General features: G+C 63.3%; 23 protein-coding genes. 2 read left to right on the forward strand and 21 right to left on the reverse strand.

The window, feature by feature from the left end; translation table 11 throughout:
* Positions 1–3: 3 nt before the first annotated feature.
* The 9 genes from ACTXGA_RS07805 to ACTXGA_RS07845 form a co-directional block, all read right to left on the reverse strand.
* Positions 4–456: a hypothetical protein gene (locus ACTXGA_RS07805; protein ID WP_443392586.1), complete on the reverse strand. Its 453-nt coding sequence runs from the start codon at positions 454–456 to the stop codon at positions 4–6.
* 60 nt (positions 457–516) lie between these two features.
* Positions 517–1,341: a 5-deoxy-glucuronate isomerase gene (gene iolB / locus ACTXGA_RS07810; protein WP_443392587.1), complete on the reverse strand. Its 825-nt coding sequence runs from the start codon at positions 1,339–1,341 to the stop codon at positions 517–519.
* A 44-nt stretch (positions 1,342–1,385) separates the two neighbouring features.
* Positions 1,386–2,552 (reverse strand): phytanoyl-CoA dioxygenase family protein, encoded by a 1,167-nt coding sequence (locus tag ACTXGA_RS07815; RefSeq protein WP_443392588.1) that lies wholly within the window; start codon positions 2,550–2,552, stop codon positions 1,386–1,388.
* Positions 2,549–2,788 carry a hypothetical protein gene (locus tag ACTXGA_RS07820; RefSeq protein WP_443392589.1) on the reverse strand — a complete coding sequence of 80 codons (240 nt, stop codon included), beginning with the start codon at positions 2,786–2,788 and terminating at the stop codon, positions 2,549–2,551. Before ACTXGA_RS07820 ends, ACTXGA_RS07815 begins: the two co-directional genes overlap by 4 nt.
* A 4-nt stretch (positions 2,789–2,792) precedes the next feature.
* Positions 2,793–3,692 (reverse strand): myo-inosose-2 dehydratase, encoded by a 900-nt coding sequence (iolE, locus tag ACTXGA_RS07825; protein WP_443392590.1) that lies wholly within the window; start codon positions 3,690–3,692, stop codon positions 2,793–2,795.
* Positions 3,693–3,755: 63 nt separating this feature from the next.
* Positions 3,756–5,570 (reverse strand): 3D-(3,5/4)-trihydroxycyclohexane-1,2-dione acylhydrolase (decyclizing), encoded by a 1,815-nt coding sequence (iolD, locus tag ACTXGA_RS07830; RefSeq protein WP_443392591.1) that lies wholly within the window; start codon positions 5,568–5,570, stop codon positions 3,756–3,758.
* Complete coding sequence (locus tag ACTXGA_RS07835; protein ID WP_443392592.1) at positions 5,567–5,995, reverse strand: OsmC family protein; 429 nt, start codon at positions 5,993–5,995, stop codon at positions 5,567–5,569. The genes iolD and ACTXGA_RS07835 overlap by 4 nt, the downstream gene beginning before the upstream one ends.
* On the reverse strand, positions 5,992–7,893 hold the full coding sequence (locus ACTXGA_RS07840) for a bifunctional 5-dehydro-2-deoxygluconokinase/5-dehydro-2-deoxyphosphogluconate aldolase (RefSeq protein ID WP_443392704.1): 1,902 nt from the start codon (positions 7,891–7,893) through the stop codon (positions 5,992–5,994). Before ACTXGA_RS07840 ends, ACTXGA_RS07835 begins: the two co-directional genes overlap by 4 nt.
* Before the next feature lie 212 nt (positions 7,894–8,105).
* The gene (locus ACTXGA_RS07845) at positions 8,106–9,137 is read right to left on the reverse strand and encodes a LacI family DNA-binding transcriptional regulator (RefSeq protein WP_443392593.1); all 1,032 of its coding nucleotides are present in this window, start codon (positions 9,135–9,137) and stop codon (positions 8,106–8,108) included.
* 139 nt (positions 9,138–9,276) lie between these two features.
* Between ACTXGA_RS07845 and ACTXGA_RS07850 the strand changes: the two genes are divergently transcribed.
* Positions 9,277–10,401 (forward strand): Gfo/Idh/MocA family protein, encoded by a 1,125-nt coding sequence (locus ACTXGA_RS07850; protein WP_443392594.1) that lies wholly within the window; start codon positions 9,277–9,279, stop codon positions 10,399–10,401.
* On the opposite strand, the gene ACTXGA_RS07855 is transcribed toward ACTXGA_RS07850, so the two are convergent.
* The 8 genes from ACTXGA_RS07855 to ACTXGA_RS07890 all read right to left on the reverse strand — a co-directional run bounded on the left by ACTXGA_RS07855 (position 10,391) and on the right by ACTXGA_RS07890 (position 19,971).
* A complete protein-coding gene (locus ACTXGA_RS07855) occupies positions 10,391–11,290 on the reverse strand; it encodes an FkbM family methyltransferase (RefSeq protein WP_443392595.1) in 900 nt (299 codons plus the stop codon). The two genes, ACTXGA_RS07850 and ACTXGA_RS07855, sit on opposite strands and share 11 nt — an antisense overlap.
* Positions 11,291–11,351: 61 nt before the next feature.
* The gene (locus ACTXGA_RS07860; protein ID WP_443392596.1) at positions 11,352–11,822 is read right to left on the reverse strand and encodes a MarR family winged helix-turn-helix transcriptional regulator; all 471 of its coding nucleotides are present in this window, start codon (positions 11,820–11,822) and stop codon (positions 11,352–11,354) included.
* A 214-nt stretch (positions 11,823–12,036) separates the two neighbouring features.
* Positions 12,037–12,762, reverse strand: a complete 726-nt coding sequence (locus ACTXGA_RS07865) for an OmpA family protein (RefSeq protein WP_443392597.1) — start codon at positions 12,760–12,762, stop codon at positions 12,037–12,039.
* Positions 12,763–12,775: 13 nt separating this feature from the next.
* Positions 12,776–15,346, reverse strand: a complete 2,571-nt coding sequence (locus ACTXGA_RS07870; RefSeq protein WP_443392598.1) for a DUF4384 domain-containing protein — start codon at positions 15,344–15,346, stop codon at positions 12,776–12,778.
* Between the two features lie 41 nt (positions 15,347–15,387).
* Positions 15,388–17,331: an SH3 domain-containing protein gene (locus tag ACTXGA_RS07875; RefSeq protein WP_443392599.1), complete on the reverse strand. Its 1,944-nt coding sequence runs from the start codon at positions 17,329–17,331 to the stop codon at positions 15,388–15,390.
* A gap of 148 nt (positions 17,332–17,479) precedes the next feature.
* Positions 17,480–18,208 carry an amino acid ABC transporter ATP-binding protein gene (locus tag ACTXGA_RS07880; protein ID WP_443392600.1) on the reverse strand — a complete coding sequence of 243 codons (729 nt, stop codon included), beginning with the start codon at positions 18,206–18,208 and terminating at the stop codon, positions 17,480–17,482.
* On the reverse strand, positions 18,208–19,020 hold the full coding sequence (locus ACTXGA_RS07885) for an amino acid ABC transporter permease (RefSeq protein ID WP_443392601.1): 813 nt from the start codon (positions 19,018–19,020) through the stop codon (positions 18,208–18,210). Before ACTXGA_RS07885 ends, ACTXGA_RS07880 begins: the two co-directional genes overlap by 1 nt.
* Positions 19,021–19,152: 132 nt before the next feature.
* A complete protein-coding gene (locus ACTXGA_RS07890; protein ID WP_443392602.1) occupies positions 19,153–19,971 on the reverse strand; it encodes an ABC transporter substrate-binding protein in 819 nt (272 codons plus the stop codon).
* Between the two features lie 182 nt (positions 19,972–20,153).
* Here ACTXGA_RS07890 and ACTXGA_RS07895 point away from each other — a divergent pair, with 182 nt between their 5' ends.
* Complete coding sequence (locus ACTXGA_RS07895) at positions 20,154–20,993, forward strand: metallophosphoesterase (protein WP_443392603.1); 840 nt, start codon at positions 20,154–20,156, stop codon at positions 20,991–20,993.
* Here ACTXGA_RS07895 and ACTXGA_RS07900 read toward each other — a convergent pair.
* The 4 genes from ACTXGA_RS07900 to ACTXGA_RS07915 form a co-directional block, all read right to left on the reverse strand.
* Entirely contained in the window at positions 20,978–21,940 is a 963-nt protein-coding gene (locus ACTXGA_RS07900; RefSeq protein WP_443392604.1) for an aldo/keto reductase, read from the reverse strand. The genes ACTXGA_RS07895 and ACTXGA_RS07900 overlap by 16 nt on opposite strands.
* Before the next feature lie 478 nt (positions 21,941–22,418).
* The gene (locus tag ACTXGA_RS07905) at positions 22,419–22,991 is read right to left on the reverse strand and encodes a hypothetical protein (protein WP_443392605.1); all 573 of its coding nucleotides are present in this window, start codon (positions 22,989–22,991) and stop codon (positions 22,419–22,421) included.
* 327 nt (positions 22,992–23,318) lie between these two features.
* Entirely contained in the window at positions 23,319–23,786 is a 468-nt protein-coding gene (locus ACTXGA_RS07910) for a DUF411 domain-containing protein (RefSeq protein ID WP_443392606.1), read from the reverse strand.
* An 83-nt stretch (positions 23,787–23,869) separates the two neighbouring features.
* A complete protein-coding gene (locus ACTXGA_RS07915) occupies positions 23,870–26,296 on the reverse strand; it encodes an FAD-dependent oxidoreductase (RefSeq protein ID WP_443392607.1) in 2,427 nt (808 codons plus the stop codon).
* Positions 26,297–26,396: the final 100 nt, after the last annotated feature.

Consider the following 26,396-nt stretch of genomic DNA (forward strand, 5'->3'; position numbering starts at 1 on the left):
GGCCTATTGGAAGAATCCGCAGGCGCTGGTCGAGACGTGCAGCCAGCCGCCGGATCCCGGCGGTCCGGTGATCGACTCGGCGGTCAGCCGGTGACGGACGACGACGCATTGCCCCCGTGACATCACGAAAATCTCGGGACCGATGTGATACCCCTCCGCGTCTTCGCTCAGGTTGCGGAACCGGACGGCGGAATTGGCCTGAAGGATGTCTCCGCGCGATATGTTCTCATACCGGCGGGGCCCGTGTTTGATCAGGAAAAGCTGCCCGTCCTTGGTCAGGTCATCCTCCGGGCCGGTTTCGTAATAGACCGCGCCGGAGATGCCGTAGAGATAGCCATATCCCAGCTTGATATAGCTGGCGACGCCGGGGACGGCGTGGCCGACGGCGACAGTAACCGCCACCGCCCCGGCCAATGACACAAAGGTATTCGAAATCTCGACCAGCCGGGTCCACATAGTCGCGCGCGCCTCCCTTTGTGCCACCATAGGGAGAGCGGCGCGTCGGGGTCCAGTGTGTTACGCGTCGCGCTGGGCAATCCAGTCGTGGTCCGGGTGGTTCTTGAAGCGCCATTTGCGCAGCGGGCCGGCCATGACGTTGAGATAGTACATTTCGTACCCGTAGGGGGCGGCGCAGGGGTGGTGGCCCTTGGGCACCAGAGTCACGTCATGGTCAGAGACGGACATGGTGACGTCCAATGTGCCGTCCTCGGTAAAGACCCGCTGATGACCGTAGCCCTGCGCCGGGTTCAGGCGGTGGTAATAGGTCTCTTCGAGGTAGGTCATGTTGGGATAGTCATCCTCGTCATGACGGTGCGGCGGGTAGGAGGACCAGTGCCCTTGCGGGGTGTAGACCTCTGTCACCAAGAGCGATGAGGCCACATCGCGCTCTTCCATCGCGATGGGATGGATGTAGCGGGTGTTCGATCCCTTGCCGCGCTCGACAAGGTCGATCCCGTCAGGACCGATCTGTGCCGCCGGGTACTCGGCGGTGGCAGGTGCGGTGCAGACCGCAAGCGTGCAGTCGGTGGTGGCCACGGCGGACCAGTCCGCGCCTTTGGGGATGTAGACCGCGTGCGGCGGGATGCGGTCGAAGACGCTCATCCGCTCGCCCAATTCGCCGAACTCCTTGCCCGCGCCGCTGATCTGCGCCTTGCCTTCGACCAGAACAAGGATCGCCTCAAGGTCGCCGGTGGCGCCCCTGGCCGTGTCCCCCGGCGCGAGGCGCCAGAGATCGAAACCGACGTAAGCCCATTCCGGGCTTTCCGGGGTGCGGGCGTTTTCGATGGTGATGTCCTGCACCTTGCCAGTGGTGCCGGAGGGTTTGCGGAGAAGCAGGGTCATGTGTCTGTCCTTGGGGTTCGGGCCTTGGGGGGCGCGCCTTGGGCTCAGGGCTGGCGGCGGGCGTTCTGTTCGTCCAGCGCCTGCGCGAAGGCATCGGGAGAGAAGCCTTCGGAGAGGGCGCGATGGAACAGCGCGGCTTGCGTTTCGGGGGCAAGGCCGCCCAGCGGTGGATCGTTGTCCAGATTGGTGGGGAAGGAATAGCCTTCGGCCGCGGCGGCCACGGCGGCGGCCGTGGTGCCGGTGTCAAGCTGACCCGACCTGCGCAGTTGCTGCACGGCGGGATATAGCACGCGGCACATGGCGGTGCGGTCTATCGTTTCCATCGCGCGGCCAAAGGCCGAGGAGATCTGCAACAGGTTGGCCATGCGCTGAATATCCTTGCTGCGGTTTTCCCCCGCGCCGTGGAACAGCGCCGGGTTGAAGAACACCGCGTCACCCTTTTGCAGCGGCAGTTGGATGCAGTGTTCCTCGAAGTATTCGCGGAAATCGTCGCGGCGGTAGGCCATGTAGCCGGGCCGGAAGAGTTGCGAGAAGGGCAAGAGCTTGGTCGGGCCGCTTTCGATGGGCATGTCGCAATGGGCCACCGCCCCTTGCAGGGTCATGACCGCCGAGAGGTCATGCACATGCGCCGGGAAGCGGGCGGCCACCTCGGCGGTCTGAAAGCCAAGGTGATAGTCGCGGTGCGCGGTTTGGGCCTGTCCGCCGGGGCGGACAAGGTTCACCTGCGCGGTCATCTGGTAATAGGGGCCAAGCCATGCCTCGCAGACCGCAGCGAGCGCCGTGTTGCCGTAATAGAGCGCGAAGGCCTGCGGGTCCTCGATGCAGTGTTTCTGCAGTGCGTTCCAGATGCGGGCATTGGCGCCCGCCTTGGCGAAATGATCTCCCGCCCCTTTGCCCGCCGCCTGTTCGCGGTCGATGATGCGGTCAAAGATCTCGGTCGCGGCGTCGATGGGGGCGGTATCGGAATAGGCCGACTTGAGCGCGAGGACACCGGAGGATTTGCCCAGCACATGCCCCCATTCCGCCAAGAGTTCCTGACGCTGCGCCGTATCGTTCAGCACCGGCTGCAGGGCGGGGATGTCGTAGACTGGGACGTTCTTTTCGACCGAGGCAGCGAACCGCAGATCGGAGACGGCCAGCGTCTGGCTGGTCAGTTGCGCGAATTCCGCCAGGTCACAGGCGGTCATGTCGAAATAGGCGGTGTCTTTCATGGCTCTTCTCCCTGATCGTCTTGTTTGTGTCTTTCGCGGATCGCCTCTGCGTCGAAGGCGACAAAGAACTGGTGCGCGCAGTAGAGACCGCTCGCACCAAAGAGCAGGGCCCAGCCGGGGTTTCCGCCGATCAGTTCGACCAGAGCCCAGCCAAGGGCGAGCACCACGACAACGATCCGCCGCCAGAGCGGCAGGAAGAACGGATGCTGTATGTCGAAGGTGCTCTTGAGGCTCATGGCATCAGGCCTCGATGGTCAGGCCGGCCTTGGCGCAGACCTGCAGGATATGCTGATAGCCCTTTTCGGAGTATTCGTAGGGCGGGGCCTTGGCCGGGTCCTGTTCGGCCTCGACCACGATCCAGCCGTTGTAATCCATCGCGTTGAGCTTGTCCGCGACGGCCTGAAAATCGATGCAGCCGTCGCCGGGCACGGTGAAGGCGCCCGCGATCACGGCATCAAGAAAGCTGCGGTCGTTTGCGCGCACGTCTTTGACCACCGCGGGGCGAATGTCCTTGAAGTGGACGTGGCGGACGCGGTGCGACCAGCGGTCCAGCGTTGCCATGACGTCACCGCCGCCGAACAGCAGGTGGCCGGTGTCGAAACACAGGGAGACCGCGTCGGAGGATCCCTCCATCAGCCAGTTCACGTCGTCCTCATCTTCGATGATCGAGCCCATGTGGTGATGATAGGCCATCGGCATGCCCTGATCCGCCATCCACTTGGCAAGTTCGGAGAGCTTGGCCGCGTAGGCCTGGACCTCGTCTTTGGACAGCTTGGGGCGGTTGTTGACCGGAGTGCCCTGCTGGCCCTGTACGGTGTTCGAGCATTCGGCATAGACGATGACCGGGCTGTTCAGGGCGACGAACTGTTCAACCTGCTGGCGCACGGCCTCGATTTCATTCTGAACGTCGTTGACCAGCAGATTGCCCGAGCACCAGCCGCCGCAGAGCGCGATGTCGTATTTTTCCAGGTAGGCGCGCAGGCCTTCGGTGTCATGCGGCATGCGCTGGCCGCGTTCGACGCCGGTATAGCCGATCTCGCGGCTTTCCTGCAGCGCCTGTTCCATGGTGTAGGCGGCGGTGATGTCGGGCAGGTCGTCGTTCTGCCACGCGATTGGGGAGATCCCGATCTTGACGCTCATGTCAAAGTCTTTCCGTTTGGGGCCAAGGGGTAGGCCGGGCTTCAGCCCGGCACTTGTTATCTGTCAGCTGCGGTCGTTCAGGGCCGCCTCATAGGTCTTGCGGGCTTCTTTCACCTCGTCGCGCGGCGAGACCTCTGGCACGGCCACGTCCCACCAGTGACCGCCGTGCGGCGTGCTGGGGTAGGGATCGGTGTCGATGACCACGACGAAGGGGCCGGTGGCGTCGCGCGCGCGGGTCAGCGCCTCTTCCAGTTCGGCGATGGTCTGAACCTGAACCGCAGCCGCGCCCATGGATGCGGCGTGGGCGGCAAAGTCGATGTTGCTTGCGGCGGCCGAGGAGTGGTCCAGCAGGTTGTTGAACTCGGCCCCGCCGGTGCCCATCTGCAGCCGGTTGATGCAGCCAAAGCCACGGTTGTCGGTGATCACGAGGGTGATCTTGATGCCCATGGCGGCGGCGGTGGCCAGTTCGGAATTGGCCATCATGTAGCTGCCGTCGCCGATCATGCAGATCACGTCGCGGTCGGGCTGGGCCATCTTGATGCCGATGGCGCCGGCGATTTCATAGCCCATGCAGCTGAACCCGTATTCCATGTGATAGGCACCGGGGCGCGGGGCCTTCCACAGCTTGTGCAACTCACCCGGCATGGTGCCGGCGGCGCACATCACCACGGTGTCGGGGCCAGAGGCGCGCTGGACCGCGCCGATCACCTGTTGATCGGTGGGCAGGGAGTTGCCGTCAGCGGGCGCATCGGTCAGGGGATCGACAGAGGCGAACCAGTTCGCCTTGAGCTGCGGCGAGACATCCTCGGCCCGGTAACTGGTCAACTCCAGCGCCAGATCGGTCAGGCCGGTCTTGGCGTCGGATTGCAGCGGCAGCGCGCCGTGTTTGACCGCGTCGTAGGCGTTGACGTTCAGGCTGACCAAGGTGGCGTGTTTGAACACGGTCCACGACCCGGTGGTGAAATCCTGAAACCGGGTGCCGACGCCCAGAACCAGATCCGCCTCGGCGCAGACGGCATTGGCGGAGGCCGCGCCGGTCACCCCGACAGGGCCAAGGTTCAGCGGGTGATCCCATGCCAGCGCCGACTTGCCCGCCTGCGTCTCAACGACAGGGATGTTGTGGGTTTCGGCAAAATCCTGAAGCTCGTGACAGGCGTCCGAGAAATGCACACCGCCACCCGCGACGATGACCGGGCGCTTGGCGGCGCGAAGCTTTTCCACGACGCGGTGCAATTCGTGGTGATCGGGGCGGATGCGGCGCAGGAACCATGTGCGCGGCTCGAAGAAGCTGGCCGGGTAATCATAGGCCTCTGCCTGCACGTCCTGACAGAAGGCCAGCGTGACCGGGCCGCATTGTGCCGGATCGGTCATGGTGGCCAGCGCGCGGGGGAGGGCGGTCAGCAGTTGTTCGGGCCGGGTGATCCGGTCGAAGTAGCGCGACACCGGCCTGAAGCAGTCATTGGCGCTGATCGTGCCGTCCTCAAAATCCTCGACCTGTTGCAGCACCGGATCGGGGCCACGGTTGGCAAAGACGTCACCGGGGACCAGCAGGACCGGCAGGCGGTTCACATGGGCCAGCGCGGCGGCGGTGACCATGTTTGTCGCCCCCGGCCCGATGGAGGAGGTGACCATCATCGCGCGCTTGCGCTGGGACTGCTTGGCAAAGGCGATGGCGGTGTGCGCCATGGTCTGTTCGTTGTGTCCGCGCCATGTGGGGAAGTCGTCCTTGGCCCCATGCAACGCCTCACCCAGACCGGCGACGTTGCCATGGCCGAAGATGGCCCAGCAGCCAGCAAGGAAACGCTCGCCGTCCTCATTCATCTGCGCCGAAAGATAGCGCACCATCGCCTGCGCGGCGGTCAGTCGGATCGTGGTCATTGGGGGCCTCCGCCGGTCATCAGATCAAAGGAAATGGCAAGCGCGCCGGTCAACGAATTCGCGACCGTGCTGGTTTCGCGTGCGTGGTCGAACACCCGCTGGCAGGACAGGGTGTCCGGTCCGTCCAGCCGCGCCGCGATCTTGGCGCGGACGATCCGCATCGGGCTTCCGGCAAGTTCGACTTCGGCATGGACGCTGCCGACGCGGACCGCAGCCGATTGCTCGACCGCGATGTAATGCAGATCGTTCCAAAAGCAGCCGCCCAGCGCCGAGGCCAGCAATTCGGCTCCGTTCAGGCCCAGACCGCTGCCGCCAGCCTTGTCCTGCGGCCTGTCGGCAATGACGGCGTGCCCGGTTTCGGTGCGGCCCAGTCCGGCACCCGTGCCGGAAACCGGGGTAAAGGTAACTCCAACATGTCGGCTCATTTCATGATCCCCCTTGCGGCATCCCAGTAGCCGCAGAGACGGGCGTAATTGTCTTTCATCCGCGCCACGGCCTCTGCGTCCGTGATCGCCCCGGTCATCCAGTTATTTGCCACCTCGGCAAAGATCGTGCGGCCGACGGCAAAGCCTTTGACCAGCGGATATTTGGCGGCGACCTCAAAGCTGTCCTTCAGCGCCGAATCTTCGGACCCCAGACCCAGCACCACGATACCACGGGTGTTGGGATCATTTTCCTCGATCGCGGCCACGGTTTTTTCCCAGGCCCGCGCCGTTGTCATCGGTTCCAGCTTCCACCAGTCGGGATAGACGCCCAGTTCGTAAAAGCGCCGGATCACCTGCGCGGTGGTGTCGTCATCGACGGCACCGGCCTTGGACGGGATCACCTCCAGCAGGAATTCCAGACGGTTGCGGCGGCAGGCGTGGAACAGGCGGGTGACGGTGGCCTCTTGGTCTGCCTTCATCTCTGCCGTGTCGTCGGGGTGGTAGAAGCACAGCACCTTGACCACATGTTCCAGCGGCCATTCGTTCAGGCCCCCATAATCGGGCCCGATTTCGGGTTCGAGCGTCAGGGGGCGCGACCCCGGCCATTCCACCGGGCGGCCAATCCAGAGACCCGAACCCGCCGCCTTGTACAGCGCGTCGCGGCCCAGCCGAGAGTCGCAGAGCAGGCCATAGCCGGGCTGGCCGTTGGAAACCTGAGCGCAGGCCTCAAGGCAGAGTGTCTTGAACGCGCCGATCTTGTCCGGCGTCGCGCCTTGCAGATCCTCCAGCTGCATCCGGTGGTCAAAGGCAAAGACCCGCATGGTAGACCAGTCGCCCTTGCGGTTGGTGGCCCAGTGGACCTGTTCCAACTCCTCGTCCTGACGCAGCGCCTTTACCTTGACGCCCCGGTTGAGGAAGAATTCCAGCTCCGCCCAAGAGGGGTAGGCGGGCGTGCAGCCATGGCGCGAGACGGCAAAGGCCCCGCAGGCGTTGGCGTATTTCAGCGCGGTGGGCCAGTCCTGATCGGTCAGCCAGCCCTTGAGCAGGCCGGACATGAACCCATCGCCCGCGCCAAGGACGTTGAACACCTCGATCGGGAAACCCGGGCCGGACTGGCCGTCGTCAAGGCTGTCGGGGATGTCACCGGTAAAGGCGACTGCGCCCATCGCGCCGCGCTTGCAGACCAGCGTCGCGCCAGACACCCGGCGCACAGCGCGCAGCGCCGCGAGGGTGTCGGTGCTGCCGCCCGCGATGTGAAACTCTTCCTCCGTGCCGACGATCAGGTCAAAGAGGTGCAGCGTGCTTTGCAGTTTCGCGGTCACCTTGTCGGAGGCGATGAACCGGTTTTCGCCGTCGCCGTGGCCGGACAGCCCCCAGAGGTTCGGGCGATAGTCGATGTCCAGCGCGGTCTGCATGCCGTTGGCGCGCGCGATGTTCAGCGCCTTCAGCACCGCGGCCTCTGTACGCGGGTGGCTGAGATGGGTGCCGGTGGCGACGACGGCGCGGGCCTCGGTCACGAAACCTTCGTCGATGTCCTCTTCGCAGAGCGCCATGTCGGCGCAGTTGTCGCGGTAGAAGATCAGCGGAAACTGTTCCTGATCACGGATGCCCAGCAGCACAAGCGCGGTCAGGCGTTCGGGATCGGTGACGATGCCGCGCGTGTCCACGCCTTCCTTTTGCAATTCCTCGGTGATGAACCGGCCCATGTGTTCGTCGCCGACACGGGTGATCAAGGCCGATTTCAGGCCAAGGCGCGCGGTCCCGGCAGCGATATTGGTTGGCGACCCCCCGATGTATTTGTTGAAGCTTGCCATGTCTTCGAGGCGGCCGCCGATCTGCGCGCCGTAGAGATCCACGGAGGATCGGCCAATGGTGATCACATCAAGGGTCTTGCCCATGCCAAACTGCCTTTCCGGAACGTCGATAGGGAACGCGCCACTCTCCTCAGCGTGGCGCGTGTCGGCGCCAAGGTGATCCGGCAGGGGCGGTCTGGTCAATTCCCCATGGAGTGATTCCTTGCATTCATGAGGGATCATGATGGAGCGGAGGGCCGGAACATGGCATGCATGATCGAAACCCTGTCGGCGGGCCAAAACAGGGCTGACAGGTTTCAGACGGATTCGGGCAGGTAGAGATCCGGGCCAAGGAAATGCTGGCCTGCCGCCGCCGTGTCATCCCGTTGGACAGCTTCGGTCATCAGCCGGACGGTCGCCGCGCAGAGCCGCTCCAGCGGGGTTGCGATCGCCATTTCGGCGTAGCGGTCCACAAGGGCGCCGCGCGACTCGGGCGTCAGTTCGTGCAGGATCAGCGCGACCTGCCCCGGCGCGCGGGCCTCGCGCAGGGCGGCGATGGCCCCTTCCATGCCGCCGCCCGCGCAATAAAGACCGCGCAGATCCGGGTGCCGCTGCAAGAGTTCCAGCGTCGCCTCATAGGTCAACTGCCGCGTTTCGAGGTTCACCATCGTGTCGAGCACGGTGAAATCCGGGCTGTATTCGCGGAAATAGCTGCGAAAGCCGGTTTCGCGCAATTCATGCCCGTGCCAGCGATAACCGCCGACAAAAACCGCCAGTTTGCCCGGCCGCGCGGTGGCCTTGAGCATCATATGCGCGGCGATGCGCCCGGCCTTCATGTTGTTGAGCCCGACGTACCCTTGCCGGACGCCCTGCGCGAAATCGTTCAGCAGGGAAAAACAGGGAACGCCCTGTTCCTGCAATTGCATGACGGTGTCGGTGATCTGGACGTGGTTGACGGCAGAGGCGGCGACCGCATGACAGGAACCGGCCAGTTTGGTCATCAGGTCGGCGATGTCGCCGGGGCTTTGCGAGGCCACGAATTCCAGCGACATCTGGCCCCGGATGCCGGGGGCGTTGTTGACGGCGATCTCCATTTCGCGCGCAACCGCCTGCCAGAAATTCTGCCGCCCCTTTGGAAAGACAAAGCCAAAACGCATCTCCGGCAGATCGGCAAACATGCGTTGCCCGATCAGCGCCGCGGCGTGATAGCCGATCCTCTGCGCGGCCTCATAGACACGGCGGGCGGTTTCCTCGCGCACCTTGGCGCGGCCGTTCAGAACGCGATCCACGGTGGCCACGCTGACACCGCTTTCGCGGGCGAGGTCGGTAATGGTCGGGCGTTTGGCCATAACTGGTCCTGCAAGTCTGAGAGAGGTGTTTCCCGCATGATGATGGTTTTTGAAAGATTTCCAATCCCCGATGAGCGGAAACTCTGGGAGGGAGAGATCCCTGTGGGGTAGGCAGGACTGACAGCGGCAGGAGGACGCCATGACGGAACTGGGAATCGGTCTGATCGGAACGGGCTTTATGGGCAAGACCCATGCCCTGGCGTGGCGGGCGGCACGGGCGGTGCTGGGGCGGGATCTGCCGCAGGTTCGGCTGGAGATGCTCTGTGACACGCCCGAGGCCAAAGCGGCAGAGATGGCCGATCAGTTCGGCTTTGCCCGCGCGACCGATGACTGGCGTGCCTTGGTCGCGGATCCGCGCGTGGACGTGGTTTCGATCACCACTCCGAACAACCTGCATCTTGAAATGGCCTGCGCGGCGCTGAAGGCCGGCAAACACGTCTGGTGCGAAAAGCCGATGGCGCTGACCATGGCGGACGCCGAAGAGATGGTCGCCGTGGCGCGCGATGCGGGAACCGTGACCATGGTTGGCTACAACTACATCCGCAATCCGGCCTTCCTGCACGCGAAGAAGCTGATCGACGAAGGCCGGATCGGGCGCGTCGTGCATGTGCGCGGCTGGGTGGATGAGGATTACCAGGCGGATCCGGACCTTGCGTGGACTTGGCGAGCGCGGCTGAAGGATGCCGGGCTGGGCACCCTGGGCGACCTTGGGTGTCACCTTGTATCACTGGTGGTGGGGCTGTGCGGCCCCATCGAAAGCCTTGTCGCCGACACGCAGATCATCCACGCAACCCGGCCCTTGCCGGACGGGTCGGGCCGGGCTGTGGTGGAGAACGAGGATACCGCCACGGCGCTGTTGCGCTTTGCCAGTGGTGCGCATGGATCCATCTCGACCTCACGGTCGGCCTGGGGACGCAAGAACCGGCTGGACTGGGAGGTGCATGGCACCAAGGGCATGATCTGCTTTGCGCAGGAGCGGATGAACGAGTTGCAGTTGTACGTCAACGAAGGGCCGAAGTCCGAACAGGGCTTTCGCACGATCCTGACCAATCCGGAACACGCCCCCTACGGTGCCTTTGTCCCGGCGCCGGGCCACCAGTTGGGGTTCGGCGACCTCAAGACGCTGGAAGCCGGGGACCTGCTGCGCGCGATCCGCGATGGTCGGCCCTGTTTCCCGACGATGCAGGACGCGCTGGGGTTCGAACGGGTCATCCACGCCATTGCCGAAAGCGCCGCACAGGGCTGCGCGCGCGTCACGATTTAGCGGTGTCCTCGGCGGTCTCGGCGGGCGGGTGGATATCCGCCCAGATCGCCTTGGCCACGCGGGGCGGATAGAACAGCGCGTTGGCGCCCAGCCCGGGGGCAACACAGATGAAGTCAAGGTAGGGGCACATCATGGTGCCCGCCTGCAGCGCGTTGCGGTGCGTGTCCATCATCAGGTCCAGCGCACTGGTGCTGCACCCGACCGTCGCGACCGGATGCCCGGTATTCGTCAGCATGTGCACCCGGTAGCCCAGTTGTTGCAGGCGGCGCAGCGCGCCACGGTGTTCGTCGATCTGCCCGCGCTCTGTTTGTTGGCGGGTGGGGCCTTCGAACGCGATGATGGCCGGGCGGGTGCGCGATTGCGCCATCATCTCTGTCACGGTGCGGATGATCCGCCCGTCGAACCCGTCGGTATCGGATTTCAGGACGGTTTCCGGTGTCAACGCCTCGGCAATCTCTTGCGGAGAGATGCGGTCGCCACGGTAGAGTTCGGCCTCCTCGTCCTCCAGCGACGAAGAGCCGGTGCCATGATGCACGGCCAGCCGCACGCGGTTCTGCGCTGCGTCCGGGGCGGCAATGGCATGGCTGAGCCGGATGTTTTCGAATTGGGCGGTGTTGCGTTCCAGATAGGAGAAATAGCCGGGATCGGGTTCGATGCCCCAGACCGGACCTTCCGAAAACCGGCGGAAATGGCTGATCGTGTCACCGACATTGGCGCCGATGTCGATCAGGGCGCCGTCCTTGATGGCGTTGTCCTCAAGGATCGCGCGGATCAGGTTCCAGTAGAGGTAATCGTAATGCGGATGATCCGCCATGATCCTGGGCAGGCGGTGTTCCGACGGCAGGACAAGCCGAGCCGCGCCGATGAAGAGTTCCTGATCCTGGGACATTCGATGGCCTTCGTGGAGGTTTTGGTGCCGGTGGTCAGAGCCTGCGAAAGCGGCTGCGCCCCTAGACGGTGGGATCCTCGGCCGCGCGCTCCAGCTTATCAAAGGCCAGCAACAAAAGCTCTGGGTCGATCTCGTCGAGATAGGACCGCAGTGCCGTTTGTCGTGCGCTCATCCGAGGAAAGGTGTGGTCAAAGACCTTGTGCCCCTTGTCGGTCAGGTTCAGGTGCAAAGCGCGGTTGTCGCTGCTGTCGCGCGAAATGGTGATGAACCCTTCGCTGTTGAGCGTCTTGACGTTGCGGCTGATCAGGCCCTTGTCCATGGCCGTCATGCGGGACAGCTGTGCCGCGGTGCAACTGCCGCCATCCCCCAGAACGGCGATGATACGCCATTGGGTGATGGTGATCCCCGCGTGATCCCGCAATATGCGTGAGGCCTGTGCGTTCAGTTTGGCCTGAAGGCGTGACATCCGGTAGGTGAGGAATTGGCCGAGCTTCGCCTGCGGTTCGTCGCTCGATGTAATCACACCAACCATAATCGGACATCCTTCCAAAGTCTTTTGTCAGTCGGGCCGTAATCCGGCTTTCCCAAGGTTAACGACTAATCTGAAGAGGTGAAGGCAAAATCGACTTTTCCATTCATGTTTCGGGCCTTGGGTGGCGACACTGATAGTTCGAATTCGTCGCGGCCAAGAAAAAACGGGCGAACCGCAAAGGTCCGCCCGTTTTCGTTTGTCTCGCACCAGAGGGTCAGTACTGGCAGACCGCGCTTGCCGTTTGCAGCACCGAACCCGGCGTATTGGGCAGGCGCATGAAGGTCACGCGCCGGTTTTCCGCCGCGCGCGGATCGTACTCGTTCTTGAGCACATATTCGCCCCAGCCAACCGGGTAGAGGGGAACGCTGACATAGGCCCCTTCCAGCGAGCGGGTGACAGAGGCCGCGCGGCGCAGCGACAGGTCACAATTGTAGCCTTCGGAGCCGACCGCGTCGGTATGGCCGATCACGGCGTAGGACGTGCCCTTGAGCGCCGGATCGTTCAGCGCGGCCAGCAGGCTGTCGATCTTGCCGCGCTGGTCATGGCGGATGCGGTCACTGTCATAGTCGAATTCGATGGTGATCGCGACCGAGGGCAATGCCACCTTGCCCGTCGTCTTGGGCTGCGGGGCGTCATACTTGGGCGGCTCCGGCGGCGGCGTTTTGGTGACCGTCACCTTGTTGGTGTCGAGGTCCAGAACGAGGGTTTCGAACTCGACCTGCGGCCCGGCGCTTTCAAAGGCGATACCGCCGGGGTCGATGTCAACGCTGGCGCAGTTGGCGGCGTTGGGGTTCAGCAGGCAGCTTGCCATCTGGCTTTGCGGCTGCGGTTTGATTTCGACCAGCGGGTCGGAACCGGGGATGAAGATTTCGCCGCTCTGCGCATGGCCCGCCATCGGCAGGCCAAGGCAGAGAGCGACGCTCAAGGTAAGCTTTCGCATCGCTCTCATCTCCTTAGTACTCCCGGACCACGACCGAGATCTGAGCCTTGGTCACGTCGGGGTTGTGCTTGGACACGGCGCGGTAGTCGACGCCGCTGTCGGACTTCTTGGCATCCTTGGCACCAGCATTCAGGTCAAGCACCAGGGTTTCGTTGACGATGCCTTCGTAGTGGTCCTTGGACACGGTCTTGTGGCCAGCCGAGCAGGACACCTTGGAGGTATCGCGGGTCACCTTGTCGATGGCTGCATCGCTACCGTTGCAGATCGCCAGGATGGTCTCGAGCCCCGGTTCGGAGGTGCGCAGCGCACCCTGCGGCGGGAAGACGTACTGGGTGCCACCCGGGATCACGATGTCCGGCAGACCCGGGAAGGGGTAGAGCACGCAGCTGTCATGATCGTCGTCGATCGAGATCAGTGTCAGACGGCAGTCGTGGCGCGGTTCGATGAAGACTTTCAGCTCGTCACCCACCTTGTAGGTCGGCTTGTCGGTGTAGACCGTCAGGTGGCTCTGCACGGCGGCCGAGTGCTGAAGCGGATCATAGTTGTCGCCGTATTTCTTGGCATCATCGTGGGTCTTGATCGGCTCCTTGCCGGTCACGACATAGGTGGTCGCGTCCTTCTTGGGCTCGACGTATTCGTCAGGCTTCTTGGGCTCGACATAGTCGACCGGCTTCTTGGGCTCGACGTAGTCGGGGGCCTTGGTCGGCTCGACATAGTCGACGTCCTTGTGGCCGTCCGCCTTGACCTTGACCACCTTCTTGACCGGCGCGTAGGGCGTGTCCTTGACGATCTGCTTGGTCGAGTAGGACAGGTCCGCCGTCGAGACGTAGTCGGTCCGGTACGGGTAGTAGTCCGTCAGCTTTTCCAGCAGGACCGGGTAGGCCGCCGTCCATTCGTCCCGCGCAATCGGCGAAACATCCAGACGGGTCAGCAGACCGGCCATGTCATGCCCGGCAAAGGCCATGCGACGGCGCAGCTCTTCTGCGGTCAGGCCCAATTCGTTGGCCGCCTGGTCGAAGTCGACGAAGTAGTCGACGTGATAGACAAAGAGGCCACGGATCGGTTCAAGACCTGCCGCCTGTGTCAGCGGCTCGATGCCCGCGGATTCCAGCGTCTTGAGGAAAGCCTCGGTGTCACGCTGGAAGTACTCGTTCACCACGTCCTTGCCCGGGTAGATCGCGTCGATGGTCTGACGCGCCGCCGCCGGCAGGGCCAGGTTGCCCATCGCGACGTCCCGCACGGAGTCGTCGTTCAGGCGGATGCCCTTGGAGTGGCACGAGATGCACGAGATGCCGTTGACCACCTCACCCGTACCATCCGGATAGTCGGTGTCGCGCACGATGGACGTCGGGCCGACGTTCAGGCGGGCACCGTCTGCGGTGTTCAGGTAATAGGCGTGGAAGCCGTTCGGCAGGGTAAAGATCGACTCGCCACCGTCATGTTCGAAGGCAAGATCGGGGCCATAGGCCTCGATCGGACCCAGCGGGTATTCAAAGAAACTCTGGCGGCCCTTGGACCCGGCAAAGTCATAGGACGTCCAGAAAAAACCGGTGCCCAGCGGGTGCCGTTCAATCAGGCGGTTGTGCGAAGACACACCGGAGTCCTGAAAGCCGGCGCGGATGACCTGCTCGTTCAGGATGTTGTTCTTCATGTTCAGGCCCAGCTTGGCCTCAAGACCCTGCACGGTGTCCGGCAGGCCCAGCATGTCATAGTACAGCGGCGAAACCGACGCGGTCGCGGCGAACCAATCGGCCCGGATCACCGGAACCTTGGTGCCCGCCAGATGCTGCAGCGAGCCGAGATACGGGTCGACGTCGCTTTCCATCGCATAGGGGTATTCGGCCTCGAGATAGCTCCAGGTTTCGTGGGTCCAGTCCAGATCGGGCAGGAAGACGCGCAGCAGGATGCCATGCTCATCGACCTTTTCGAAACGGTAGACATTGGGGTTCCAGCTGAGGGCGTTCATCAGCTTGACGGTGCCCGCAAGGTACGCCTGATAGTTGGCGTCCGTCACCTCGGGGTCGTTCCACATCGGCCGCATCGAGATATAGCGGACGCGGTCCCGGCGGTTGGTGGGCAGGCTTTGCATGTCGGCATGCGCCATCGCGTACATATCGGCAAGCGAGATATACTCGCGCGGGTCCGGCGCGCTGGCGCCAATTGCGACGATCCAGTCCTCAAGCTGCTTCAGCTCTGCCTCGGTGGGCACGCAGGACGGATCCCAGCAGTTGTCCGGCATGGCCGGTGCGCCGCCGGTGATCACCTGATACAGCTTCGAGTTGGCCGGATCGCCCAGCTTGACGAAGGTCGGGTCGTTGGACAGGCGGCGCAGGTCCAGCACATGGCCGAAACCGGCCTTGGGCTTGGTCAGGCCGGAGCCAAGAGCGCCCTGCTGGTGGCAGTCGGCGCAATACTTGTCCAGAACGGCATAGGCGTTCTTTTCATAATCTGTGGCATCTGCTGGAAGCTGATAATTCAGGTCTTCGGGATCAATCAGCAGGGTTGAATCCTGCGCCCAGGCGGGCAGGGCAAAGGCGGTCGCCAAGGCTATGACGCTCACCTTCATAAGGTCGTTGGGTTGCATAACATAGTCTCCTGTTGAAAGGGGGCTTGGGTGGAATCTGGTTATTGGCACCGGATCGAGAGATAACGTTTGGAGGCCCAGCCGGTGACGCCGCCGGTGCCTTTATATGGGTTTCTGCACTGGCCCGAGATGCACTGGACCTGTGCCCAGCTGCCGCTCTGGTTCAGCACCTTGAGGGTGTCCCCGAGATAGGTTTCGGAGATGATCCGTCCGCGGGTGCTGGCCTGCGTGCGGATATTCAGGAAGCCCGAACCATCGTTGCGCGTACGAGAGCTGTAACGCTTGAGGTTGATCACGGTGGCGGTGCACTGCGTGACGGGCTTTTGCGTGGGCTTGGACGAGGCCAGGTAGCGGCCGGAAACCCAGCCGTTCTGGCCGTTCGAGAGGCGCACGTTGTTCCAGCCGTCGCTGTTGCGCAGCACGGTGACCTTGTCGCCAAAGTCGATCCGGTTGATCACGCCATACTGGGTGCCGGGGCCCGAGCGGACGTTCAGGTGGTCCGTTCCGGTGACATACATCGGAAAGCTGTGGCCTGTGTCCGGCGGGGTCGTGGTGTCGGGCGTCTTCAGGTAGGAAATGCGCTCGATATAGACCCGTGCAAGGCAGCCGGTGTCGGCACCACACCGGTTCCGCGTGCCCTGCAGCCACTGGAACTGCTCGGTCCGGGACACGGCACGGGCGGGCGCGGCATAGGCCTTTTCCATCTCTTCGTCGAGACCGGCGATATAGCGGTCCGAACAGATCGTGCGTTCGGTTGTGTTCAGGTTGCTGCTGCTGCACCAGGGGCGCAGGTTCTTGTTCTCCACCGGGGCCGGTGTCGGTGTGGGAACCGGGGTCGGCGTCGGGGTCGGAGCAGGGGTCACAATACCCATATCGCCGCCACCGCCGTTGCCGCCACCATCCACGACGTCGTTGCATTCGCGGGCGATGTAGGACTTGGCGAGGATCGAATAGGTGTGATCGCCGCAAACCTGAAGATAAGCCTCATAGGCAAAGCACTGGGCGTAGTCCTTGGCCTCGTCATAGAGGGCGTCGCACATCTTCAGCGCGCTTTCGTCGACGCCCGGATCGGGCGGCACGATGACCACGTCCTTGCCGGTACCGGGTGTCGGCGTCGGTGTGGGGGTCGGCTCCGGCTGCGGCACGGCGGCAGCCTTCAGGATCTTGGACTCGGCCAGGATGTCCGACATCGGAATGGCATAGTTGACCGCATCCCGGTTCGACCCAGCGTGGTGCAGGCCGACGACCTTTTGCAGGCTGGCGTCGATCACGGGCGAGCCCGAGTTGCCCGGCAGCGTGTCGCAGGTGTGCAGCAATTGCTTGTTCGACAGGGCTGGGCTGTTGGCGCGGCACTTTTCGCGGCTGATGCGCTGGGCCTCACCCATGGGGTGGCCGATGACCCAGTAGGGATCGTTGTCGCGCGGCTGGACAGCAGTCAGTTCCAGCTTGCCGAAATCGGCAGAGGGATCGCCGATCACCTCCAGCACCGCGTAATCGAGCGCCTTGGAGGTTTCCACCGGCGTCGGGATGACCGTGTAACGGCGCGTGCCGGCGTCGACCCCTGTCTGGCGATAGCCCGCGATGAACATGACGGAGTCGATGCGCGTTGCACCGGCGCGTTCGTTGTCCAGGATGCCGGGCACGCAGTGATGGTTCGTCAGGATGTGCTTTTCATCCACGATGAAGGCGGTGCAGGGATAGACGCCGGTGTCCGTCAGGATGTCCAAACGGCCCACGGCGAGGCCCATCTTGGAGAAGACGCTGTTCTCCGAATAGTTCAGGATCGGTTCGTTGTTGTATTCGCCAACGGCCAGTTCCAGCGTGATGTCGCTGCCGCCACCAGCTGCCTGATTGCGGCTGAGCACCACCTTGCCAAAGCTCGACCGGTCGAAGCCGACGAACTCTTGCCCCTGCGCGCGCGCCGGTGAAAAAACCGACAGGCCCAGAGCGGCGGTCAAGGATGCGAGTACAGCAGCGGTACGCACGGCGATATTCCCTTCGAAAAAAGGTTTCTTAACAACTTGCCTTCATGTTGGGTCGAAAGATGCCTGTGCGTCAACGAAGGAAAACCCGACCCCAAAGCAAAACCCCTTGCAAAAACGCAAGTTTGGGTGGGTTTCGCGGGGCGACGGATTACAGCACGCGGGAGAGAAAGGCCCGGGTGCGCGGCTCCTTGGCGGCACCGAAGAGCTGCGAGGGCGGTCCGGATTCGAGGATTCGGCCCTGATCGAGGAAACAGACCTGATCCGCCAGTTCACGCGCGAACCCCATCTCGTGGGTGGCCAGAACCATGGTCATGCCCTCGGCCCGCAGTTGCCGCAGCACGTCCAGAACCTCGCCCACCAACTCCGGATCCAGCGCCGATGTGATCTCGTCGAAGAGCATCAGTTCGGGGCGCATGGCAAGGGCGCGCACGATGGCGACGCGCTGTTGCTGCCCGCCCGAGAGTTGGTCCGGGTAATGGTGCATCCGGTCGGCCAGACCGAACCGGGCAAACAGCGCGGCGACCTGCGGTTCGAGGTCCGCGCGGCTTTGGCGGTGGATGCGGCGCGGCGCCAGCAGGGCATTGTCCAGCGCCGTCATGTGCGGAAACAGGTTGAAGCTCTGGAACACCATGCCGATGCGCTGCCGCACAGGCTGCGGATCGAAACCGGGGTCCGATATGTCGATGCCGTCCAGCGTGATGTGGCCGTCGTCGATCGGCTCCAGCAGGTTCATGCACCGCAGGAGCGTGGATTTGCCCGACCCCGACGCGCCGATCAGACAGATCATCTGGCCCGCCTTGACTGTTAGGTCGATGCCGTCGAGCACCTTGTTGTCGCCAAAGCTCTTGTGGATGTCGGACAGGACAAGTGACTGCATCAGCTGCGCGCCTTGCGCTGACGGTTCATCAGGTGATCCGCATAGCGCGTCGCCGGGATGGTGATCGCCAGAAAGATCAGCGCGGCCCCGACGTAGGGGGTGAAATTGGCCATCAGGGATTTGTAGACGCCGGCCTGCCTGAAAATCTCGACCGGGCCGATGAAGGACAGCAGGGCCACGTCTTTCTGCAGGGCGATGAACAGGTTCATGTTGGCGGGCACGACCCGGCGGATCGCCTGAGGCAGGATGACAAAGCGCATGGTGTCGGATGGGGATAACCCCAGCGACAGCGCTGCGGCGCGCTGGCTGTTGTGAATGGATTCGATGCCGGAGCGGATGACCTCGGCCACATAGGCGGCGTAGACGAGGATCAGCGCCAGAGACCCCCAGATATAGGGAGAGTTCCACGGGCGCGGCAGCCCGAGGCCGGGAACGCCGAAGCCGATCAGGTAGATCACGAGGATCACCGGAAGGCCGCGGAAAATATCGGTATAGAGGATCGCCACCAGACGGATGGGGTATAGCGCCGGTGTGCTCAGGTCACGCGCAATGGCCACCGCAAGGCCGAGGGCCGCGATCAGCGGCGCGCACCATGCAAAGATGGCGATGTCCAAGAGGAAGGCCTCCAGCAGGCCCGGGAATGTCTTGGCAAAGACCTCGCCGTTGAAAAAGCTGCGCTGGACGCGGTCCCAGCCGGGCGCGAGCGGGACCAGAAGCACAAGCGCAAGGATCACCGCAGCGGTTGACCCGCCTGCGATCAGGTTGGCGCGTCGCCTTTGGCGGGCTTCGTAGATCTGGCGGCGGGTGGGCATTATGTCGTGTTTGCACAGGTTAGGTGGGGGGACGGGGGCTCTGCCCCCATCGCGCGGAGCGCGATTCCCCCGAGGGTGTTTATGAAACCAAAGAAGAGGTAAAGGGCGCGCGGCAGCGGCGGCCCCCCGCCCTCATTCGATGACGGGCACGCCGGTCGTAGCCTGCAGCCATTCGGCCTCGATCTCGGCCAGTTTGCCGCTGTCCTTCAGGGCGGTCAGCGCGGCGTCCACACAGGCCTTGAGCGGGTTGCCCTCTTCCATCAGCAGGCCGAACTGGTCCGGGTTTTCGGAGCGTTCAGGCGGGAACTGGCCAAGGATCACGCCGTTTTCGACAACCACCGCGGAGAGGTACAGCGCCGTCGGCAGGTCAAAGAGCGCGGCGTCGATCTGGCCGGCCTGCATCGCGGCGGTCACGTCCACGTTGTCGCCGTAGAGCTTTGGCTGCTTGTTCGGGCCGATGAGGTCCGTCAGCATCGGGACCGCCGTGGTGTTGGCATCCGCGCCCCAGAGCAGCGTCTTGAGGCTGTCGACCTTGGCCTCTGCCCCGCCGTCGACCACGGATTGGGTGGTCAGGACGGCCATGGCGGAGCTGTAGTAGGGCACCGAGAAATCAACGACCTTTTCGCGGTCTTCGGTGATCGAGAACTGCTGAAGGTTGAAATCGAAATCCTTGGCGCCGGGCTGGATCGACTGGTCGAAGGAGGTGCGGACCCAGGTGACATTCTCGGGCGCAAAGCCCATCTCGGCAGCGACCGCATAGGCAACTGCGGCCTCGAACCCCTTGCCGCTTTCGGGCGCATCGTCCAGCACCCATGGAAAGAAGGCCGGGTTGCCGGTGGCGACGGTCAATGTGCCGTCGGTCAGGGTCTTGCCCGTGGCGCAATCGTTCTGGGCAAAGGCGGCAGTTGCCAAGAGGCAGGCCATCGCCGTGGAGGTGGAGAACAGTTTCATCGGGAACCCCTGTCGGATTATGGTTGGTCGCAGCTTTGCCAGAGCCGGGCTACTTGTCAAATTCATGTTGTCTTTGGCGGCGTTCGCGGGCGCTGAGCGCGGGATAGCCGCAAGGGCCGGGAGTGTCGTGAAACTGTGACCGGCCCGCGATAGGATCTTGCCGGGCAGCAACGGGACAGGCCATGAAAATCGTTCACATGTCGGATATTCATCTGGCCGGGCCGGGTGTGTTGGTCGACGGGATCGATCCGCATGAACGTCTGGCGCGCGCCTTTGGGCATATCGCAGAGAACCATCGCGATGCAGAGCGGTTGGTCATCACCGGCGATCTGACCCATTGGGCCGAACCCGAGGCCTATGCCGCGCTGAAGCAGGCGCTGCGGGTGCTGCCCATGCCGGTGCGCCTGATGCTGGGCAACCACGATGACCGGGCTGAGTTCCTGAAGGTGTTCACCGATCACCCCCGCGACGATTACGGCTTCATCAACCACGCTGAGGATCTGTCGGGCGGGCGGTTCATCTATTGCGATACGGTGCAGCCGCAGACCCATGTGGGGCATTTCTGCGCCGCGCGTCTCGACTGGCTGCGGGGACAGTTGAACGGCTGCAAACGGGCGTTCCTGTTCTTTCACCACAATATCCTGCATCTGGGCGATCCGTCGACGGACGTGCTGTCGCTGAACGATGCGGATCAGGCCGCGCTGCGGGCGTTGCTGAAGCAGCACCGGGACCGCGTGGCGCATGTCTTTTTCGGCCATGTCCATGAACCGCTTTGCGGCACCCTGGCAGGCATTCCCTTTTCCGGCGTGGCCTCGACCGTGCACCAGGTGATCCCGAACCTGTCACCCGCGGACAGATCCGGGATGGGGCCTTTGGAGCCGTCCTATCGCGTGATCCTGCTGCGGGGGGAGGATGTCGTCATTCACCAGATCCCCTTTGCCTGGGAGGGCGAGGTGATCTGGCATGGCAATGATTGGCAGGACTGGGCCAGGGAGGCCCTTGGGTTTCAACCGGGTTTGTAAAGCCGGTTTGCCTCGGGATCTTCGGAGGAATAGGGCAGGGCATCCAGTTCGTCCCAAAGTGCGGTGGGCAGCTTGGTCGTGGCCCAGTCCAGCGTCTGTTGCACCCGTTCGGGAGAGGACACCCCGATCACGGTGGAGGTGATGCGCGGGTCGCGCAGCGAGAATTGCAGGGCGGCAGCACCGGTCGCCACGTCGTGACGGGCGCAGATTTCCTCGATTGCGCGGACCGGGGCGAGCGCGGCGTCGTCGGCCTCCTGATAGGTCACGCGGGGCATCTTGGCGCTGCCCTTGGCCAGCACGCCCCCGGCGAAGGGCGCGGCGTTCAGCACGGCGATCTCCTGATCATAGGCATAGTCGAACATGTCCGAGGCGGCGCGGTTCAACAGGGTGAACCGGTTGTGAGAGATCAGGGCGTCGAAGGGATAGCTGCGCAGGATCGGTTCCATCACGTCCAGCCGGCCCATGGCGAGTCCGACCGCCGTGGCCAGCCCCTCTTCCTTGAGCTTGAACAATTCATCCAGAGCGCCGCCTGTGCCGGTGATTTCATCAAGGTTGCGGGCGTGTTCGGGGTCATGCAGGTGAAGCAGGGGGATGCTGTCGAGGTTGAGCGCGGTCAGGCTTTCCTCCAGCGACTGGCGCACGCGGGCGGCGTCGAAGCGGCCGGTTTCCATGTCGCGGTCCAGCTTGGTGGACAGGACAAAGCCGTCGGGCAGGCCGCCGCGCTCCTTGATGACCTGTCCGATGCGTTCCTCTGACCGGCCAAACCCGTAGTTTCTGGAGGTGTCGAGAAAGTTCACCGGGCCGTCGAAGATGGCATTGACGGTGTTTCGGGCGCGATCCTCGCTGACGGAATAGCCGTAGGTGTCGGGCATGTCGCCAAGGGCGGAGGCGCCGAAGCAGAGGTCTGTCACTTCGAGTTCGGTCTTGCCGAGGGCGTAGCGGGCCATGAGGGCCTCCTGAGTGTCCGGGGTTTGGGGGATTTGTGACCGGATCGGAGCCGTGTGGCAAGGGGGGCGTTTGGGGTGTCCACGCGTGGACAACTTAGGGGGAATGCAGAATCAAGGGGTTACAGGGGCGGTTTTACCCTTCGTTAGGAAATGACCGGCGCAGTGTCTCTTTACTGAAGGAACGGGTAATCGTCTTTAGGCCCTTGAAAAGGCCCGGCACGAAGGGGCAAGACTTGTTCCCGAATGTGATGCTGGTCGCGCGTCGTTGGATGCGTGATCAGGTGTTGAGCGATGTCCGTTCCGAGTCCAGATGTTCGCATGCTGCATCGACCGCAAATGTCTGCGATCAACAGCGAGCAAAAAACGTTTAATAACTGTTTGGGTTTTGAACGGGGTTCGTGGCGGCGTTAGACAGGGCGGTTTTCGCACGTCCCAAAACGAGAGGAGTGGAACGTTTCACTGGTAACCAGATATCTCCTTAGTTAGGCAGACCATCTGGTTCGGACGCTGCTTTAATCAAAAGAATTTTTTTCTTGCGTCCCGCCCGAGTGACAAAAACGAGTTCCTCTGATCCATCTTTGTTGACGACATATTTCAAGCGGTGAACTGAAAATACCTGACTATCCACTGATAGGTTCTTTTGGTGATTAAAAAGTTGAACGGCGTCCATCTCAAAGGACAGCCGCACAAGTATGGCTTCCAATGATCGTGCTTCGAGAAGACGGACCTCTTTTACGATCTGAGTTATCGAGATTGACTCAAGACCGCCTTTTTCACGCTCTTCGTTGAGCCGCCGCATTGTTTTGCGGGTGAAGTAGAGTCCAAAAGTTGAGGCAATCAAAGTAGTGGTTCCAGCCACTGCCCAACCGACTGGGGTCAGGCCCAAAAAAGTTGCTACAGGCGCGATACCTAGTGAACTCGCGACGCCGCCCAAACCGACCGCAGTTAGTGCAGATCCGACCGAAAGCGCGGCCGTGGAAGTTAGCGCTGACAGGCCGCCTGCGGCTCCGAAGATGCCTGCGGCGGACACAAGACCGACGCTGCTGAGCAACGTACCATTCCCCAAAACGAATGCTCCGATCCAAGTGCTGGACAAAGAGCCCGCGATGTATCCAGCGGCACTCGTAGAGGCGATCCATCCTCCGGACGAATGCAGGACTGGGATCGCTATCGCAAGTAAGGGCAAAGGCATTAACTAAATCCTGTAGAAAGCTATGATTACAGAACATTATTGAAAGCCTGCACGGCTGCAGTCAAGGGTTAGTGATCGTCAAAATGCTGACGGAATAGGCGGGGGAAGCCAATGTCGTATGTGTTTCAAGCGTCTGCACGCGCAGCGCCGCCCGTTCACCTATTCACCCTATCCGCTATCGCAGGATCAGGCCCCCTCGTAGCGAGTAAAGACCTCGGTGGTGCCGTCGCGGTGGATGAGGTGGACGTCGTAGGCCTCGCGCTGTGACTCTGGCCCCATGCCCGGGGAGCCGTAGGGCATGCCCGGCACGGCAAGGCCGCGGGCGTCGGGGCGTTCGGCCAGCAGGCGGCGGATGTCGGCGGCGGGGACGTGGCCCTCGATCAGGTAGCCGTCAATCCGCGCGGTGTGGCAGGAGGTCATCGCGGGCGGGATGCCGTTGTCCATCTTGTAGCGGATGAGGGCTGCGTTATGCGTGTCCTCTGTCGTGACGGTGAACCCTTCGCTTTGCAGGATCTTGACCCAAGCGCCGCAGCAGCCGCAGTTGCGGTCCTTCAAGACGTGGATTTCCGGCGCGGCGGCGCGCAATGCGGCGGGCAGGGTGGTTATGGCGAGGGCCCCCAAAAAGAGGCCCCGGCGGTGAACGGTCTTGGTCATGGTGTGCATTCCCTGTCTGGTTCTGTCCGGGTCTGACAGGTTAAATAGGGGTTCCGGTTGGGGGAAGGTCAAGGGCGGGCGCGTCATCCCCGTGGCAGGGTCATGTCGGGGTCATAGGGGCTGGGGTCGATGACCTCGGCGTTGAAGCGTTGGCCCAGCAGGTCAAGCTGCAGCTTGGTGCCGGGGGTGGCAAGGTCCGGATCGACGAAACCCAGCGCAAGGTTCAGCCCGGTGCGGAAACCGTAGGCGCCGGAGGTCACGGTGCCGACCACCTTTTCGCCCATCATCATCGAGGCACCGGGCGCGGCGCGGCGGTCGGGGGCGTCGTGGCTGAGGGTGACGAGGCATTTGCGCGGGCCGTCCTTTTGGCGTTTCAGAAGGGCCTCCTTGCCGATGAACTCCTTGTCGAGTTTGACGAAGCGGTCCAGCCCGGTCTCGAAGGGGGTGAATTCGGTCAGCAGGTCGGCCTTCCAGTGCAGGAAGCCCTTTTCGAGCCGCATGGAGTCGACCGCGTGGCTGCCGAAGAGGCGCAAGCCGTGCTTGTCCCCCGCCTCGCGCAGGGCGGTGTAGGCGGCAAAGAGGGAGGCGTTGGGGACGTGGATTTCATAGGCCAGTTCGCCGGAGAAGCTGACGGACAGAACGGTGGCCGGGGCGAAGCCGATGAAACATTCGCGGGCCGAAAGCCAGGGAAAGCCCTGCGCGGACCAGTCGCCGCGTGAGGTGGCGGTGAGCAAGTCGCGCGCCTTGGGTCCTGCCAGCACGAGGATTGTGAAATCGTTGGTGAGGCTGCGGATCTGCACGTCCTCATCGGCGCGTTTGTGCGCCATCAGCCAATCCATGTCGTGGAATTCGGATGCGGCGGCAGAGCCGTACCAGACCCGCGCAGGCCCTCGGTCCGAGGCGGGCAGGTTGGCGAATGTCGCCTCTGCCTTGATCATGCCGTGGTCGTTCAGCAGGTAGCCAAGGCCCACGCGGCCGGGTTTTTTGGTGACGCGGCCACAGCAGAGCCGGTCAAGGAATGCGTGGCGGTCGGCGCCGGTGATTTCCAGCCGGTTGAAGCCGTTGACCTCGCAGAGGCCGACGGCGGTGTGGACGGCATTCACCTCGGCGGCCACGGCGTCATGCGCCTCATCAAAGCGGAAGCTGGGCGTGATGTGCAGGCCGGGGGCAAAGACCTCTGCCCGTTCCCAGCCGTTGACGGGGCCGAAATGCGCCCCTTCGGCCTGCAGGACCGGGGTCAGGGGCGTGGTCTTGGCCATGCGGCCTGCGGGGCGGTGTTCGTTGGGGAAGTGGAAGCGGAATTCGTTCTGGTAGTCCTGCACGGCGTAGCGCGCGCAGAGTTCGACGTTGGTGTGGCCGGTGTAGCGGCGCGGGTCGATGACCCATGTGTCGTAACAGGCCTCACCATGGACGATCTGTTGTGCCAGCAGCCAGCCGTGGCCGCCGCCCTCGCCCAGACCGGCGCGCAACCCGATGATGCAATAGGCGTTGCGCTTGCCCGGGATCGGGCCGACCAGCGGCGCGCCGTCTATGGTATAGGTGATGGGGCCGTTGACCACGGTGGTGATGCCGACCTCTGTCAGCGCGGGCATGCGGGCGAAGGCGCCCTCAAGCACGTCCATCACGCGGTCGAGGTCATCGGGGCAGAGCGCGTTGACAAAGTTCGGGTCGATGCCGTCCATGCCCCATGTGCGGCAGTCCTGTTCGTAGAAGCCGACCAGCAACCCGTTCTTTTCTTGACGCGAGTAGTAGTCCGAGATCGGGCAGCGCAGCAGCGGCATCCTGTGGTCTGCCTCTGCGATGGCGGGGATTTCCTCGGTCACGAAATACTGGTGTTCCATCGACATGACGGGGTGGTGCACGCCCATCATGGCGCCGACCTCGTTCACGCGGTAGCCGCAGGCGTTGATGACGACCTCTGCGTGGATCTCGCCCTTTGGCGTGGTGACGATCCACGTGTCGTCGGGCAATTGGCGCAGGGCGGTGACGGGGGTGTTGCGGTGGACCTCTGCGCCCGCCTTGCGCGCGCGGCGAGCCAGCGCCTGACACAGCTGCGCCGGGTCGATGTCGCCGTCCAGCGGATCCCACAGCCCGCCGATCAGGTTGTCGGTTGAAATCAACGGGTGGCGGCGGGCGCATTCGGCGGCGTCGATCACCTCAAACTCCACCCCCATGCCGCGCGCCATCGAGGCGAAGTGGCGGTAGCCGTCCATATGCGCCTCTGTGTTGGCAAGGCGGATGCCGCCGTCGGCGTGGTGGTAGGTGATCGGGTAATCCGGGTCCTCGGCCAGTTCCTTATACAGTGCGATGGAGTGGCTTTTCAGGCCGACCATGGTTTGCGTCATGCCAAAGTTGGTCACCTGCGCGGCGGAGTGCCATGTGGTGCCCGAGGTCAGCTCATCCCGTTCGAGGAGCATGACATCGGTCCAGCCCTCCTGGGTCAGGTGGTAAAGGGTCGAACAACCGGCGATGCCGCCGCCGATCACCACAGCACGAGTCGTCGATTTCATGGGGGCCTCCTGAGCACGGGGAATGGCGGCAAGGGAGCGGCTTTTTCGGTTGTGCGGCAAGGGGGTATCGGTGACTTCAGCCTCCTGAAAACTAGGTTTT

The organism is Antarctobacter jejuensis (assembly GCF_052266595.1).
GTDB lineage: Bacteria > Pseudomonadota > Alphaproteobacteria > Rhodobacterales > Rhodobacteraceae > Antarctobacter > Antarctobacter jejuensis.

Coding starts and splice junctions, on each gene's coding strand:
- ACTXGA_RS07805 (WP_443392586.1), bottom strand. CDS start 456: ATGTGGACCCGGCTGGTCGAGATTTCGAATACCTTTGTGTCATTGGCC.
- iolB (WP_443392587.1), bottom strand. CDS start 1,341: ATGACCCTGCTTCTCCGCAAACCCTCCGGCACCACTGGCAAGGTGCAG.
- ACTXGA_RS07815 (WP_443392588.1), bottom strand. CDS start 2,552: ATGAAAGACACCGCCTATTTCGACATGACCGCCTGTGACCTGGCGGAA.
- ACTXGA_RS07820 (WP_443392589.1), bottom strand. CDS start 2,788: ATGAGCCTCAAGAGCACCTTCGACATACAGCATCCGTTCTTCCTGCCG.
- iolE (WP_443392590.1), bottom strand. CDS start 3,692: ATGAGCGTCAAGATCGGGATCTCCCCAATCGCGTGGCAGAACGACGAC.
- iolD (WP_443392591.1), bottom strand. CDS start 5,570: ATGACCACGATCCGACTGACCGCCGCGCAGGCGATGGTGCGCTATCTT.
- ACTXGA_RS07835 (WP_443392592.1), bottom strand. CDS start 5,995: ATGAGCCGACATGTTGGAGTTACCTTTACCCCGGTTTCCGGCACGGGT.
- ACTXGA_RS07840 (WP_443392704.1), bottom strand. CDS start 7,893: ATGGGCAAGACCCTTGATGTGATCACCATTGGCCGATCCTCCGTGGAT.
- ACTXGA_RS07845 (WP_443392593.1), bottom strand. CDS start 9,137: ATGGCCAAACGCCCGACCATTACCGACCTCGCCCGCGAAAGCGGTGTC.
- ACTXGA_RS07850 (WP_443392594.1), top strand. CDS start 9,277: ATGACGGAACTGGGAATCGGTCTGATCGGAACGGGCTTTATGGGCAAG.
- ACTXGA_RS07855 (WP_443392595.1), bottom strand. CDS start 11,290: ATGTCCCAGGATCAGGAACTCTTCATCGGCGCGGCTCGGCTTGTCCTG.
- ACTXGA_RS07860 (WP_443392596.1), bottom strand. CDS start 11,822: ATGGTTGGTGTGATTACATCGAGCGACGAACCGCAGGCGAAGCTCGGC.
- ACTXGA_RS07865 (WP_443392597.1), bottom strand. CDS start 12,762: ATGCGAAAGCTTACCTTGAGCGTCGCTCTCTGCCTTGGCCTGCCGATG.
- ACTXGA_RS07870 (WP_443392598.1), bottom strand. CDS start 15,346: ATGCAACCCAACGACCTTATGAAGGTGAGCGTCATAGCCTTGGCGACC.
- ACTXGA_RS07880 (WP_443392600.1), bottom strand. CDS start 18,208: ATGCAGTCACTTGTCCTGTCCGACATCCACAAGAGCTTTGGCGACAAC.
- ACTXGA_RS07885 (WP_443392601.1), bottom strand. CDS start 19,020: ATGCCCACCCGCCGCCAGATCTACGAAGCCCGCCAAAGGCGACGCGCC.
- ACTXGA_RS07890 (WP_443392602.1), bottom strand. CDS start 19,971: ATGAAACTGTTCTCCACCTCCACGGCGATGGCCTGCCTCTTGGCAACT.
- ACTXGA_RS07895 (WP_443392603.1), top strand. CDS start 20,154: ATGAAAATCGTTCACATGTCGGATATTCATCTGGCCGGGCCGGGTGTG.
- ACTXGA_RS07900 (WP_443392604.1), bottom strand. CDS start 21,940: ATGGCCCGCTACGCCCTCGGCAAGACCGAACTCGAAGTGACAGACCTC.
- ACTXGA_RS07910 (WP_443392606.1), bottom strand. CDS start 23,786: ATGACCAAGACCGTTCACCGCCGGGGCCTCTTTTTGGGGGCCCTCGCC.
- ACTXGA_RS07915 (WP_443392607.1), bottom strand. CDS start 26,296: ATGAAATCGACGACTCGTGCTGTGGTGATCGGCGGCGGCATCGCCGGT.